This window comes from Corynebacterium sp. HMSC08D02 (assembly GCF_001807505.1).
Classification (GTDB): Bacteria; Actinomycetota; Actinomycetes; order Mycobacteriales; family Mycobacteriaceae; genus Corynebacterium; species Corynebacterium pseudogenitalium.
This window is the reverse complement of the sequence record NZ_KV789236.1, coordinates 190,059-204,127: the sequence shown is the minus strand read 5'-3', so window position 1 is coordinate 204,127 and position 14,069 is coordinate 190,059. Positions and strand designations below refer to the sequence as shown.

The window sequence follows — 14,069 nt, the reverse complement described above, 5'->3', positions numbered from 1 at the left end:
GTCGACCTCTTCCGGTCGACCAACGCAGGTCACGACGTTTTGGGCCTTTTTGGTGCGATTTTGCCGATTTCGTACTGACCAGGGTTGGTCGACGCGAGCAGGTCGACCGGAACCTTGCACCCCGCACCTGGGGCGCCCGGCCCGCTAATGTAAAGGCAACACGCTTCAGCGGACGTCGAAGGAGAGCTATGGCCCAGCACGTGTGGGGAGCCCACAATAACAAGACGGATTTTGATCCGATTGCACATGGCTGCGTCGGCGTCAGTTACAGATTTCCGGTTGACCTGCGAAGCTTCGCCTCCAAAGACGCGCTCAGGGACGCCTACAGTGAATGGTTCCCCGACAAGACTGCCTTCGAAAGTGGTCAGGTCGTCGGAGTACTTTACCGCTTTTCACGCCAGGCACAGGTCGGTGACGTGGTTGTACTGAGCAACCGGGAAAACAAAACGCTGAGCATCGGCGTGGTTACCGGGCCGTACTACTTCGAGGAACAGGGCCCGACAGCGCCGCACCGGTTGCCTGTGGAGTGGAAGCACATCGACATCCCGCGTGCCAACCTGTCCCAGTCAACGCTGAACACGCTCGGGTCTGGGATGTCCTTCTTTGAAGTGCGAAACGGCAGGCAGGAAATCCTTGATCTGCTCAGAGGCGTCAACCCTGCGACCAAGCAACCGGTGTTTGATTGGGTGCCGTTCTACGAAGAGCTCGCCAATACCGTGCTCACGTACAGAACTAGCCGCACTGAACTGCTGGATAAGGTGCTGGAGTGCGGGACGGTCAGCGGCAAGCCCGACCTGTTCAAGTTCCTACTTCCCTCCAACGAGCGCTACAGCGACGGCACTCGGGTCCGCGATATTGATCCGTTTACGGTCTTTGCCCCGTTCAACCGGAGCATCATCGATGCCAACCGCCTCCGCATCGCGGAGGCATACAAGCAGGTCTTTGGCATCGAGGCCCCGGCGCCGACTGGGTTTAGCGGCGTCCCGCTCCTGAACAACCTCAACTCGTGGTTCATGCACTTCCCTGCCGAAAACGCCGATGATTCCGAAAGCAACGTGGAGCAGTTGTGGGATCTCGCCGAGGCGGCTGTCCGCTACGCGGACTCGGGGACAGACGCGGCCGAAGAGGCTTTCGTCGCTACGTTTGATGCGGCCCGGCGCAACTCCGTCGTCAAAACCACGATGGGCTTGTTCTACCTGCGCCCACGAAAGTTCGTGGCCGTCGATTCGCAGAATGTGCGCTACCTCAACCAGCAGTACCCCAACCCAGAAACGCTCAACCTCAACCGTGCAATGACTGGCGACGAGTACGTCGCAACGCTCGACAGCGTCACCGACTGGATCAGCGAGAGTGCCGAAAGCCCAAGCACCATCGTGGAGCTTTCCCACGAGGCGTTCGTGCACCGCGTGGAGCCAGCCACCATCATCGAGGACGAGCCCGCTGCCGAGTCCACCGACAACAGCTACGACGTCAGCCAAATCATCGACGACGGCTGCTTCCTCGAAGAAGCCCAGCTAACCAGCATGTTGCACAGCCTGGAAACGAAAAAGAACCTCATCCTCCAGGGCCCTCCCGGCACGGGCAAAACCTGGCTCGCCCGCCGCCTCGCGTACGCGCTCATCGGGGAGAAAAACACGGATTCGCTCACGGTCATGCAGTTCCACCCCTCCATGAGCTACGAGGATTTCGTCCGCGGGTACCGCCCATCGCCGACCGGCAGCCTCGAGCTTATCGACGGCCCCCTCCTCACCCTCGCCGAACGGGCCCGCGCAGACCAGGACACCCGCTATGTCATGATCATCGAGGAGATCAACCGCGGCAACCCCGCCCAGATCTTCGGCGAGATGCTCACCCTCATGGAGAACACTAAGCGTGTCCCCGCCGCCGCGATGCAGCTCATCTACCCGCGGACCGACGAGCAGTTCTACCTCCCGCCGAATCTCTACATCATTGGCACGATGAACCTCGCGGATCGCTCGCTCGCACTCGTCGACATGGCTTTTCGACGCCGCTTCGCCTTCACCAACCTCTACCCCCAGATCAACAACCGCTGGTTGGAGTACGTCACGCAGCTCGGCTACGACGCGAGTATCGCCGACGCCTACCGCGCTGCCCTCGCCGACCTGAACCAGGACATCCACGACGACCAGCTGCTGGGCCCCGAGTACCAAATCGGCCACAGCTACGTCGTGCCCACCGAACGCATCGACACCCAAGCCAAGGTGGACGCCCTCGCGAAAACCCGCGCCTGGCTGCAGGTAGTCACCGACACCGAGATCCTGCCACTACTCGAGGAATACTGGTTTGATGATCGCGACAAAGTAGCGAAAGCGGAGTCCCAGCTTTCGGCTGCACTACACACGGGAAGCACGCAAGCGTGACGCCCATCCCTGTCCGCAACGTCTGGCTGCTACAGCTGCTGGCGTCGAAGTTGTACCGCGATGGTGGGATCGCGTTGTCCGGCGCGGAGCTCGTCGATAAGGATGTTATTGAGCTGGTCTCAACCATCCTTGCCGACGCCACCCAGCACCGCCTCCGCAACGGACTGCGCGTCGGATTCGAGCGTCACACCGCGGACATCCGCCGTGTACGAAGCAAGATCGACCTGCTTGGCACCGCGCGCGACCAGCTCCTCACACGTGGCCGCATCCGCTGCCACTTCGACGAGCTCTCCCTCGATACTCCGACCAACAGGCTGGTCCGCTCCGCGCTCATTCGTGCGACCCGCTTCCCCGACGCGGACCCCCGCTGCCACCACCTTGCCGATCAGTTCGGCGCCGCCGGTGTTGGCGGTCAGAAGCCGGATGGCCGTGCCGTCGCCGCCCTCGAGCATGACCGCAACGCCTCCGCCGACCTGCGCATGATCGCCGCCGCGAAACTCATCCACGACCTCGCCGTGCCGACCACCCAAGCTGGATCGCTGCGCACGTTATCTTCCGACATTAGCGACCCCCAGATGCGCCTCCTCTTCGAGGCTGCCGCCCTCGGCGCCTACACCGCCAACCTCCCAACCTGGGATATCAAGGGCGGCAAACATCTTCGGTGGGACCTTTCTTCCACTGGCGGCGAAGGCACTACCCTGCTGCCCGGCATGATCACCGACATCATCCTGCGCCCGCCCGGCGCGCCCCCAATCATTCTCGACACCAAGTTCAACGAGATCCTGCAGCCCACCCAATACCACGCCGGCAAGTTCCGCTCGGGCTACCTGTATCAGATTTACTCCTACGTGATGAGTCAGCAGGCCAACCCAGGCTTCGGGCCACACACCCGGGGTGTGCTGTTGCACCCGGTCATCGGCAAGGCGGTGAACGAAACTGTCGTGATCCAGGGCCACCCGTTCCGCTTCGCCACCGTAGACCTGCACGGTACGTACCGCGAGATCATCGCGGGGTTCCTCGGGGCGGTCGAGGGGTTGTGAGCAGAGGCTTTGACCGGACATAAACGAAGGAACCCCTCCTGACGCTTCGACGCCTCGTCTGTACTCGGGCGAGGTTCCTTCTACTGGAGTGCACTCGAGCCGGAAGCTCTACTCACTCTCACGCTTGACACGCTTTGTGCATATAAGCAAGGCAGATATCTAAGACAATAAACGGTGGTTCTGCTTTAGCCACGGAACTCCCTCACCGCCTCAACGGGATCAAGAGCACTGGGCCAATAGTCTTTCAATACCCCCATAAAACGACTCGGATCTTTCCCCGGCGATGCATGCTCCACCGATTCAATTTCAAGCACTTCGACCCGAACGACGGCGTTTGTGTCCGAGGATCTGCTGACACGCCCCCAAATCGTGACGTTTCGATCGACGTGAACTCGTGACTGCTCCTGCAGTTCAAGCGGCACATCCAGCTGCACAGACGCTCTGGTTCGAGCATCTTCAAGTCTGGCCTTCACTTCTTCGTTTCTGCGCGAGTAAGAATACAGACGGCCTGACACAGAACCATATGAGGCCATTGCATCGTCGCGTTCTCGAAGAGTCGCGCGCGCGTTGTCGAGGAGTCGGTGTTCGAGGACGTACATCCTGCCACCCTTCGCGCCGAGGCTGACATCGGTTACCCCCCCTGGTCCCGCGCGATTTTACCTATTTCGAGCACGGCTTCTATCGAGGAGCTGTCCCACTCGTCGGGAAGAGCGCCACCATTCTCTAACTGTTTAAGTCCATCAAGCACCGAGTCAACTTTGCTCTCTGAAGCCAACACCCCCACGCAGGCGCTGCCCACCCGCAGCTCCCCAATTTTGCAGTCGATAGGGTCTTCTGACACCGATCGAAGCAGTCTGACGGTATGGTCGAGTGCCTTTGCCAGAGCTGCGGCATCAATTTCACCTGGTTGACCGTCAAGCTTCAGCTGAAGACTTTTCATGTTGTCCACCTCCCGGCGTGAGCGATAAACCTACAGCGTAACTTACCTTGTCTGAGCTGGCTATATCGCTTTATGACCGAACTGGAGAATCAGACGACGGTATCGCCGGGGACGGGGAATCGTCGGACTAAAGATTTAAAAATGATGCTTCTGCTGCATCAAAAAATCGGCCCATTTCTCCGTATTGACGTGTTGTTTGGTTTTTCCGTAGACGTTTTTGTTGGTGGTAGCTGCCAAAGCCGTGATGCCCATCGGTTAACCGTTGACTTCTGGGGCATGAGAAACCCTCCATCCAAGAATTGTGTTGTGTGGAGGGATAGGTCCTACTCCTCCCAAACCACTGCTTCCGCGAGAAGCAGGTCCGCGAGCTTCTCGTTATGGAAGCGCGAGTACATCGTGGAGCCACGGCGCATGAGGCGAGTATTCAGATTGAACGCGGCATCAACCAGCTCATCGAAGTGTGGAAAATCAATATGCCCGTAAATGACCGCGAGGAAGGTGCCGAGGTCGAGCTGGAGACTCGAAACGGTCTCACCCCGGTAGCCGAGACGGCCGACCGCCCATCTTCCCGCAGGATCCCGAAAACGCGATTCATCGTCGAGTAGCGCGGTGTTCATGTTTACGTAGACAAACGCGTTGGGGTCGTTCGCATAATCGTGAGATGTGCTCGCGACAATAAACAACGTTTCCAAGTTGCCACAGGACAATGTGAGCAGGCGGTGCTCGGTTTTGGTGCGGTTCGTGGAGGGCATGCAGGACACTGTCCACAGCTGCTTCGCAGTCCGTGCAGGATCTTGCACGGTGGTAGAAATGTACCAGCCGAGGAGGTCTCGTACCTCCGGGAAAAGTGGGTGTCTCAACAACTTTGGCACCTTTTTGTCCACTTCATCTGTATAGGACTGGGTTGCGGTTTTCGCTCGTTCTCGCTCCCACGGCAGCGTGATGGTTGATCCGGTTGAAGTCACGATCTCAGCAGGATCATTTCCACGCGGACGGTTCGTAAGCATGATGTTTCGCACCGAGTATTGAGCTTCAGTCTCGGTGATCAAAAATTGCTCCGCGGCCGTGATTTGGTCTTCCGGCATCGGGAAGAAATCGACGGCAACGATGTCTGGCCAGCGTCGCCGGTGACTCGCAAAGCGCCTCACCACATCCTTGGACTTGCCCGGATACGCTTCCCCGTTTTCAAAATGCAGCCGGTAGACCCCACATGTGGACTCCCCCTTCTTAAACGCTGGGCGGAGCGAATCGAGATCGCGCACATCGATGGTTCTTCCCTTTGGCAGCTGCATTCTGGTCATTATTCAAAGAAGTCCTCATCGATCTCGACCATCTGGACTGTTCGCTTCACCTGTACGCCGACGCCATGCTTAATCATGAGTTGGGTCAGCAGCGGGCCGTCAATAAGCACGACCCGAGTCGGTACAGAAGCCGCATAGGCTATCGCATTTGGCGTATACGAGGAGGTCGTCAGAAAAACGCCCTGATTTGCCTGAGCACCGTGTAGCGCACCGACGAATGCTTGTATCTCAGGGCGACCGACAGAATTGCCAGAAGCGTATCTCTTCGCCTGTACATAAATCCTTGAGAGTCCGAGTGCATCTTGGTCGATAACGCCGTCGATACCGCCATCATTGGAAAGCTGAGTGCGGGTCGCTTTGCCCAACGAACCGCCATACCCCATAGCAATGAGCAGCTCGAGAACAGCATCTTCGAAGAACGCCGGGTCGTTCTGACGGAGCCGCGTTAAAAGCTGCTCTCGAACCATCGCCTCGTGGCGCTGTTGACCAGCCTCCACCAGCTCAAATGGGGTCAGGGTGGCTAGCTCCTCGGGCAAAGAATGTTCTTCAGGCAAAACGTCACCAGCGGCCGGCGCGAGAAACGCTTGATACTGCCCACCGCTCATCTGACGCTTAAAATCACCGAAATTGATACCGTCCGGGTGACGTTCCAGCAAAGCACTCCCGACTTCGGTGATTACCCAGTGAGCCCGTTTCGGAGACTCGATCGCGCCAGCTTTGTTCAAGTGAGTAATCGCCCAATTTCCTCGGTTGAGATACACCGGCTCACCGGAAGGAATTGTTTGTCCACGCTGTTCCTCCGAAAGTCCAAACGCTCTCGTTGCTGCTTCCACAATGTCACGGCGCTTCCGTACCTCACCGTCAGCCAACACTCGCAGGACAGGGATGAAGTAATCGTCAAAAGTCGGAAGCTTTCTTCCAGTCATTTACATCTCCTCCTGGTCAAAGTGGGACGAGTCTTCTTCTCCCTGACCTGCAGAGATGTCGCGCTGCACCGGTTTTCCGATGACCCCCTCGACCAACTGACACAGAGCTTCACGGCGTGCAGTGAAAAACGCATCGAAGTCGTCGGTCCGCATTGCTTCCGGATCTACGAGGTGTGGGCGCACCAACGCGTTGAGGTCCTCCGGAGAGATCTGCGCGTTGCGTTCGATCTTGCCAACGTAGTTCGAAGGTGCCACCCCTCCAATCACGCGGTTAGTTCGTGCACTGAGCATGGTTTTGTTCACGATGGACTCACGATGTTCATCGTCAATGCCGTTCTTGTGGCACCACGCTTGCGGGAAAATGTGGTGGATATCGACATTCATGTCTTTGTACTGCACTGCACCGAAGGTCTTGTTTTCCATCCAGTCCTTCGAATTATTAGCCATAAGCAAGGCCATCACGCCCTTGTACGCAGCGGAGTTTCGGGTACGCATGGAGTGCAGGCGGGACTCAACAAAGTTTGCGTCCACAACAGTACGTGGCACAGTCGCGGTTTCATCTTTGCACCACACTGGCACCTGTTCGAGGTCGCGGGCGAACCGCGTCTCGATCGCGCTCCCATAAAGCTCACCGAACACACCTGACCAGTACCAGCGAGTAAGCCGAGCCTTGATTGAATACAGGTCTGCGTCCTTCCCAAGGATCACCTTGATCGCCGCCAACGGCACCAGTTGTTTCTGGTACGGGATGTCTCGGGCAGTGAACACATGCAAATCTGCGAGAAATTGCGAGGCCCAAACAAAAGCATCACGCAGCGGATCGCGCCACTCGAGATAATCGTCGAGAGTCAGGCGAAGCACGTCTTCGCGTTTCGCGGTCACAGCCCCCTTTCGTCCCTCCCCTGTCGCCGACTGCTGTTTCTTCAGACTGGCAAGCATCGTAATTGCCTGGAGGAAGTCCGTGTTCTCCACAGAAGTGAGAACCGGATAGTCCTCCCAAAATTTTTTGGTCTCCAACCAATCATCATTAAGCCGGAAGTCCTGTCCTGTTTTCGCGTAATAGGAGCCATCCCCAGCGAATACTGCAGTGAGAAGCTCGAAGACGTTAAGAGGAAGGCCGCCGATATTGACCTTCTCAAACACGGTGGCCACTGCCGCCTTGTCAGTTTCCTTATCTAGTTCGATCGCAGGAAGCTGGTACTGAGAGGCAGGCTGCACATATGTTTTGTGGAACTGCATGGATACTGTGCTATCTGGATAGCCCATCATCCACTGAAACGATTCATTCGGGTTGTACAGCAGAGCTACAGGGAAATACCCATTCTCATACTGTGCTTCCGTGGTACTGAGGTCCAGCACGACATCACGGTTGAAGTTCGCCTTCAGTTTCCCGTCAGCCGGGACCGAAATCACAGACTCCTCCACCCGATCCGGATCTGCCAGCGCAGCTTCGACGTTGATGAAGAACTTACGGTCAAGCAACTTGCCACGAGAGTCCTTCGTGTGCACGATTCCCGCCCCTGTCAACGCCTGAGTAAGCGAGGTAAGGCGCTGCTGTCCATCGAGAAGCAAAAAGCTCGGTTCCTTATCCTTCACCTGTGTGCCCTCAACCGGACGCGGCTTAAAGCGGACTTGGTCATTGCCCGTTTCCAAGAGCATGACTACCCCCATCGGATGGCCACGCAGCACTGTGACCAAAAGCTGACGGACACGTTCCTCATCCCACTTGTAGCCGCGCTGGAAATCCGGCAATTGAATCTCGCCAGTCGTCGTACGTTCGAGGTACTTCTCCAGCGTGTACATGGGAGTTTGAAAACCCATGGTGTTCCTTTCAGCTCATTTCTTGATTCGACATATCTGAGCATAGAATCCGAACCGACAATCCTCAGGGAAACGATCGAACAGGTAAGCGCCCCGAGTATGTCGATTAGCTTGGAACACTGCTGGCACTCTGACTGGAAACCCGCCTACAGCCCGAGACCTCGACCGTCACATTTCGAGCCATGAGCCTAGCGTGAACCGCCGAAGGCCCATCGATAGACAGAGGCCTCTAGGGCTTCGTCGCGGTAATGGCCACTTCGAGCAGCAAGCATTCGGGGCTGCCGCGAAGGATGAATCCGCGGGAATCTTGCACCATCACCCCCCGCCACGGGCAGCAAGCGAACACCCTGATCCAGGCTTGTTGGGTGGTATAGCTCTAACGCCACTGTTTCATTCCCACGGTCTGCTTCAAAAAATGGCCGCAGTCGAGGTATCGGAAATCCCCGCAACACCTCATCGTTTACATTCATGCTTTCCCCATTCATGTTTACGCGATAGGATACTCCCGAACGCCCCGAGGCGCCTCTGCGAAAGCATGCACCCGGGGCTCTCGTATTATTTCGGCACCGCGACCCCGCGCAACGTCATCATCCCGGCTACCACCCGATAAGCGTTTCAGAATAATAAACCCCCGGGAACCATAGACATTTAACTATGGTCCGGATCCGGGGGACTACATTGGCTAGCCTATAGCAATGACGTTTCCTACACAACTGCCTTCGACAAATGCAGCCTTGCTTTGGGGTTCTCTCCCGCCCGCTCGTTTAGCCAGTTTTCTTAGCGAATCGCCGAACGGCAACATAGACGAAGCCCTCGAGCTCTATATATGGAACATCAAGCTATCTACTGCATTTCTAGCGGATATTGCCATTTTGGAAGTTGCACTACGGGAATCGATCAATAAAGCGGCAGCTGCAAAATGGGGCAGCCACTGGTACCTCGATATCCCGTTGGATGAACGGTCAGAGCAGAATCTTGCGGTGGCTTGGTCGCAACTTTCCAGGAGGGTACGTGAGCGTCCAAACGATGGTGATGTTCCCGGGCGTCTTTTCGCTAACTGTACATTTGGTTTTTGGACGAACCTCTTTGACAAAGGAGGACATACAGGCAAGTCTCCCAGACGGGTCCGCGTCAATTACGAGCACAACTGGGAAGCCGCCCTACGTCATGCTTTCCCTGAAGGAAGAAACGTAGCAAGACAGCAACATGCTGGTTTCACCAGAGATTGGGTGCACGGGATTTGCAAGCGAGTCAATAGCATTCGAAACCGTGTAGCCCACCATGAACCGCTCATCAGAGGTTTCCCGATGCCTGGACAGCCTCACCGTATGACCTGCACGGAGGCACACGAGGAGACCCTGAAGCTTGCCAGGATGCTTGACCCGAAGTTGGCCGCCTGGCTAGCAGAAAACAGCGATGTTCCCAGGCTAATCGCTGCACGCCCCTGCACCACGTAATAGCACCGCGAACCCCCGTTCGAACATCGCCCGTGCAATGTCGGGGCTGCATGCTTCAATGAAGTCAACAAGTGATAGTTGATGTGAAAGGTGCAGGTCATGGCGATTTCGATGCCGCAGGACTTCGAGCATGCGCTCGCGTCGATGCTCAACGGCGAGAGCGTTGTGATCGACGGCGCGCCCGGCACCGGCAAGTCCACGCTGCTGCGCACGTTCATGGAGGTGAACGACGCACTACCCGATAGCCAGCGCAAACGGGTGCTGCCCGTCGCGCTGCTCGAGGGCGCGGCGAACGGCATCAGCGGGCTGACGATCGACTCTGCATTCAATTTCGATCCCTTCATGACGCTCGACGACGTCCTGCCTGGCGGTTCCTGGGACATCAACGATGCCAAGCTGCTGCTCAGCTTGGCTGAGACATTAATTATCGACGACGCCCACAACCTCAACACCGAGCTCCTGTTGATGATGAGCGTCGCCCTGCAGCGCGTGCGAAAGAACAACGAACCGTTTGGGGGCGTGCAACTCATCGCTGCGGGAGAATTGGCTGGGCCCGACTCACCGCTGGAGATGATGCTGGAGGAGGCAAGGCAGGATCCCGAGCGTTACGTGTTCCTCTCCTTTGACGGTGTCAGTTTTAATGTGAGCTACCACGTGGTTCGCGTTCACGCGGTGGTTGTGGAGCGTGGCCAGGTCGTTGCGGACTTTGGCACGTGGCTCAACCCGATGTCTGACTTGGGGCAGTTCGGCCTCGACAACGAAGTTCCTCCGGGTGGGGTTGCTATCGCGCCGCAGCTCGAGGACTTTTGGCCGCTGCTGCTACGGCAGGCTGCGGGTGGCATTGTCGTCGGCGATCGGCTCGAGAGGGCCCAGGACGCCGGCCGCTACCAGGCACGAGGCCTCGACATGGAGCTCGGGGACGGTATCGACGCCGAAGCACTCGACATCGTTGTTGAGGGGAGCACCGTCGTCGAGCGCGCGCACTCCATGGCGCTCGATTTCCTCTCAGGGGACGTCGAGATCCCCTACGTGCGGCCGGTACCCGACGCATCCGATACGCAAGAAGGCGCGCTCTTCCAGCCGTTTTGGGCACCCGCTGTCCCGCTCAAGCTCGATCAGACCCGCGCGACCGACTCCGATAATGCCTGGGCAGCCTTCTCCGGCTCCGGCGTGGAAGTCGGCGACCAGCGCATGCTCCAACAGACTGCCCTGCGGCTTTCTTCCTGGGGGATGTCTCGCGGTGTTTGGACGAAGCGGGCCGAAGAGGAGGTGCGCAAACGCGCCATCATGACAGGGCTGACGCAGGTGTCCCTCCCGGAAGGCGAAGAGCAAAACATCGACATTGCTGCGCTGCTCTCCCCAGGCATGAGGGTGGTGTTTACGGGCTGCCGCGAAGCCATCAGCTTTTACGACGGCGAAGAACAGCTCATCTCCGCCTGCGAGTCGTGCGGGCTCATCTTCGAAGACAGCGTCTCTGAGATCACGTGCGATGTCCTCGTAGCGTGGGACCCGGCATCCATGTCACGCAAGGCAAGAACCGCCAGGGAGCTGGGCATCCCGATCGTCTCGTTCGCCGATTTTGAGGACTGGCATAGGTACTACACGGGTTCGCCCTACGAGACCTTCCTCGCGGACATCCTCGAGGAAGGCCACCAGGTGGCGTTCCTCGGATCGATCGTCATCAACGGGATCCACATCACCGACGGTGCACGCATGGCGCTCCTGTGCGACGAGCTCGGCCTCGTGTACAGCCCGGAAATCCCCATCTCACTTTGCGACGCCCTCATCACCGACGACCTGACCGCCAGCCAGTACGGCTTACCACTCATCCCAGTGGATGCATTCGGCGCGTGGGTGAACAGAGAATTCGCATCCAAGGGTCAGTTCTTCACCGAAGACTTCTTCATTCCCGCCGACATCACCGCGCTGTATGGCCCGGACGAGCTGCTTTCCAAGATCGACGAGAGCAAGGCTTGACTCTGACGTAACGTCAGGCTGCACAATGACTGCCATGACCAACAACGAAGAGCTTTACACAGTCGGCGAAGTGGCCAACGCATTCGGGATCACGGTGCGAACCCTGCACCACTGGGAGCAGGCCGGCCTCGTCGAACCTGTGTATCGTAGCTGGTCAAACTACAGGCTGTACACGCCAGATGACCTGGAGCGCATCCAGCACATCCTGGTCTACCGGACCACCGGTATGAAACTGTCTGAAATCAAAAAAGTACTCTCCCACCCCACCTCGAACCGGGAGCACCTGCGCAGGCAACACGAACGCCTGCTTGAGGAGCGCTCGCGGATCGATGGGATGGTGGTGGCCGTCGAAAAGTTATTGGAGCAAGCGATGAACAATCACAAGCCAACCCTTGAAGAAATCGGCGAGATCCTCGGCGACCCGAACCACACCGAACACCAAGCCGAGGCGCAAGAAGCCTACGGCGACACAGCTGGCTGGGCGCAGTACCAGGACCGCACCGATAACTGGGGCGCGAGCGACTGGGAGGACAGCAAGCAGCGTTTCGACGCCATCGATGCCAAACTCGCCGACGCTGTTCGCCGCGACGTGCCCACTGACAGCGCGGAGGCAGCCGAACTCGTCGAGGAACACCGGAAGGTGATCGCGCAGTTCTTCGACGTCACCCCGGAGATGCAGTTTCAGATCTCGCGAGGCTACATCGCCGATGAACGCTTCAAGCGCTACTACGAAGAACGCCAACCTGGCCTGGCACAGTGGCTCGCCGATGCCATCGCGCACGCCACCGGCCACGGCGACGAGAGCTCGTCCTAGCCGGGCCTAGCGCAGCAGACGCTTGCCCAACCGCAGCGCGAGCGCCATCGCGTCCGCGACCGGCTTCCCACCGCCAGCGCCGACCCCGCCGAGCGGCACATAGCGCTGCGCCGCCACCGTTCTCGCCTCGGTGTACTTCAGCAGGCCCTCATCACCGTGGCGTCGCCCCACGCCTGACTGTTTCCACCCGCCCATCGGCGCGTCCATCGATGCCCATGCGGCCGCGTACCCCTCATTAATGTTCACGGTCCCGGCGTGCACGTGCCCCGCGACCACGCGCGCCTCGTCCTCCGCGCCCCAAATCGAGGCGTTGAGCCCGTAGTCGGTGTCATTCATCTTCTCGACGCCCACCTCCGGCCCATCCACCACCTCCACGTAGACGACCGGCCCGAACACTTCCTCGCGGTACAGATCGGCGTCCTCCGGGACGTCCACGAGGATGGTCGGTGCGTAGAACGTATCCCCGAGCTGGGGTAACGCCTCCCCACCAGCCAGGACGGTGGCGCCTTTGTCCACGGCGTCGTGGACGTAGGCGTCGATGCGTGAGAGGTGCTCCGCAGAAATCAACGAGCCAACATCATCACCCCACCCGTACCCGATGCGCAGGCGTTTCGTCAACGCCACAAAGCACGCAAGGAACTCGTCCGCCACGGCGCGGTCCACGTAGATCCGCTCCACGGAGATGCACAGCTGACCGGTATTGCTGAAGCAGGCGTCAACGGCGCCGCGCGCCGCCGTCTCGGGGTCCGCGCTAGCCAGAACCAGCAGCGGGTTCTTCCCGCCCAGCTCGGCGGAGAACCCAATCAGACGCTCCCCGGCCTGCGCGGCAAGCTTCCTGCCGGTGGCGGTGGACCCTGTGAACATGAGGAAATCGCATCGCTTCACGATCTCCTGCCCCACCGTCCGCCCACTTCCTTCCACAACCTGGAACAGGTCGGCTGGCAGCCCAGCCTGCACCAACAGCTGGTGGGCGCGCTGCGCGGTGCGCGGGGTTTGCGTATCCGGCTTCAGTACCACGGCGTTGCCCGCAATCAGTGCCACCACCGCATCCGACACCGCCAACGAGAGCGGGTAGTTCCAAGGTGCAATCACTCCCACCACGCCTTTCGGTGCCCGGTGCACCTCGGTCCGTGTTACCACCGGCATAGCGCCCCGCACTCGGGCTGGCGTCAGCAGCGCCTTCGCACGGTACGCGTAGTGGCGGGCGGTAATCGCAACGTCCATGACCTCGTCGAACGCGTTGTGTTTCGCCTTACCTGTCTCCTGCTGGATCAGGTCCACCAATTCATCGCGGTGCGCCAACACCAGGTCGTGGTAGCGGAGAAAGATGCGGCTGCGCTGGCGAAGAGGTGTCGTCGCCCAGGCGCGCTGTGCCGCGCGTGCAGTGTCGAAAGCGTGCTGTACTGACATGC

The 14,069-nt window shown here is 58.8% G+C and carries 11 protein-coding genes; 5 read left to right on the top strand and 6 right to left on the bottom strand.

Annotated features, from left to right (window positions below):
• Positions 1 to 188: 188 nt before the first annotated feature.
• Entirely contained in the window at positions 189 to 2,381 is a 2,193-nt protein-coding gene (locus HMPREF3170_RS02070; protein ID WP_070477427.1) for an AAA family ATPase, read from the top strand.
• On the top strand, positions 2,378 to 3,421 hold the full coding sequence (locus HMPREF3170_RS02065) for a 5-methylcytosine restriction system specificity protein McrC (protein ID WP_070477424.1): 1,044 nt from the start codon (positions 2,378 to 2,380) through the stop codon (positions 3,419 to 3,421). The genes HMPREF3170_RS02070 and HMPREF3170_RS02065 overlap by 4 nt, the downstream gene beginning before the upstream one ends.
• Before the next feature lie 185 nt (positions 3,422 to 3,606).
• On the opposite strand, the gene HMPREF3170_RS11495 is transcribed toward HMPREF3170_RS02065, so the two are convergent.
• From HMPREF3170_RS11495 to HMPREF3170_RS02045, 5 genes are all read right to left on the bottom strand, one after another.
• Entirely contained in the window at positions 3,607 to 4,020 is a 414-nt protein-coding gene (locus tag HMPREF3170_RS11495) for a hypothetical protein (RefSeq protein WP_141742160.1), read from the bottom strand.
• A gap of 32 nt (positions 4,021 to 4,052) precedes the next feature.
• On the bottom strand, positions 4,053 to 4,361 hold the full coding sequence (locus HMPREF3170_RS02060) for a hypothetical protein (RefSeq protein ID WP_141742159.1): 309 nt from the start codon (positions 4,359 to 4,361) through the stop codon (positions 4,053 to 4,055).
• Between the two features lie 323 nt (positions 4,362 to 4,684).
• Positions 4,685 to 5,662 carry a GIY-YIG nuclease family protein gene (locus tag HMPREF3170_RS02055; protein WP_246814890.1) on the bottom strand — a complete coding sequence of 326 codons (978 nt, stop codon included), beginning with the start codon at positions 5,660 to 5,662 and terminating at the stop codon, positions 4,685 to 4,687.
• Complete coding sequence (locus HMPREF3170_RS02050; protein WP_070477419.1) at positions 5,662 to 6,588, bottom strand: restriction endonuclease; 927 nt, start codon at positions 6,586 to 6,588, stop codon at positions 5,662 to 5,664. The genes HMPREF3170_RS02055 and HMPREF3170_RS02050 overlap by 1 nt, the downstream gene beginning before the upstream one ends.
• Positions 6,589 to 8,409, bottom strand: a complete 1,821-nt coding sequence (locus HMPREF3170_RS02045; protein ID WP_070477417.1) for a GmrSD restriction endonuclease domain-containing protein — start codon at positions 8,407 to 8,409, stop codon at positions 6,589 to 6,591.
• 695 nt (positions 8,410 to 9,104) lie between these two features.
• Between HMPREF3170_RS02045 and HMPREF3170_RS11230 the strand changes: the two genes are divergently transcribed.
• The 3 genes from HMPREF3170_RS11230 to HMPREF3170_RS02030 all read left to right on the top strand — a co-directional run bounded on the left by HMPREF3170_RS11230 (position 9,105) and on the right by HMPREF3170_RS02030 (position 12,657).
• Entirely contained in the window at positions 9,105 to 9,866 is a 762-nt protein-coding gene (locus HMPREF3170_RS11230) for an Abi family protein (RefSeq protein WP_083290803.1), read from the top strand.
• A gap of 99 nt (positions 9,867 to 9,965) precedes the next feature.
• The gene (locus HMPREF3170_RS02035; protein ID WP_070477413.1) at positions 9,966 to 11,843 is read left to right on the top strand and encodes an AAA family ATPase; all 1,878 of its coding nucleotides are present in this window, start codon (positions 9,966 to 9,968) and stop codon (positions 11,841 to 11,843) included.
• Between the two features lie 34 nt (positions 11,844 to 11,877).
• A complete protein-coding gene (locus tag HMPREF3170_RS02030) occupies positions 11,878 to 12,657 on the top strand; it encodes a MerR family transcriptional regulator (protein ID WP_070477769.1) in 780 nt (259 codons plus the stop codon).
• A 6-nt stretch (positions 12,658 to 12,663) separates the two neighbouring features.
• Here HMPREF3170_RS02030 and HMPREF3170_RS02025 read toward each other — a convergent pair whose 3' ends face one another.
• A complete protein-coding gene (locus tag HMPREF3170_RS02025; RefSeq protein WP_070477411.1) occupies positions 12,664 to 14,067 on the bottom strand; it encodes a succinic semialdehyde dehydrogenase in 1,404 nt (467 codons plus the stop codon).
• Positions 14,068 to 14,069 lie beyond the last annotated feature (2 nt).

Bases quoted from the DNA above. Each gene is read 5' to 3' on its own strand.
- HMPREF3170_RS02070 (WP_070477427.1), top strand. From the start codon at position 189: ATGGCCCAGCACGTGTGGGGAGCCCACAATAACAAGACGGATTTTGAT.
- HMPREF3170_RS11495 (WP_141742160.1), bottom strand. From the start codon at position 4,020: ATGTACGTCCTCGAACACCGACTCCTCGACAACGCGCGCGCGACTCTT.
- HMPREF3170_RS02060 (WP_141742159.1), bottom strand. From the start codon at position 4,361: ATGAAAAGTCTTCAGCTGAAGCTTGACGGTCAACCAGGTGAAATTGAT.
- HMPREF3170_RS02055 (WP_246814890.1), bottom strand. From the start codon at position 5,662: ATGACCAGAATGCAGCTGCCAAAGGGAAGAACCATCGATGTGCGCGAT.
- HMPREF3170_RS02050 (WP_070477419.1), bottom strand. From the start codon at position 6,588: ATGACTGGAAGAAAGCTTCCGACTTTTGACGATTACTTCATCCCTGTC.
- HMPREF3170_RS02045 (WP_070477417.1), bottom strand. From the start codon at position 8,409: ATGGGTTTTCAAACTCCCATGTACACGCTGGAGAAGTACCTCGAACGT.
- HMPREF3170_RS11230 (WP_083290803.1), top strand. From the start codon at position 9,105: ATGACGTTTCCTACACAACTGCCTTCGACAAATGCAGCCTTGCTTTGG.
- HMPREF3170_RS02035 (WP_070477413.1), top strand. From the start codon at position 9,966: ATGGCGATTTCGATGCCGCAGGACTTCGAGCATGCGCTCGCGTCGATG.
- HMPREF3170_RS02030 (WP_070477769.1), top strand. From the start codon at position 11,878: ATGACCAACAACGAAGAGCTTTACACAGTCGGCGAAGTGGCCAACGCA.
- HMPREF3170_RS02025 (WP_070477411.1), bottom strand. From the start codon at position 14,067: ATGTCAGTACAGCACGCTTTCGACACTGCACGCGCGGCACAGCGCGCC.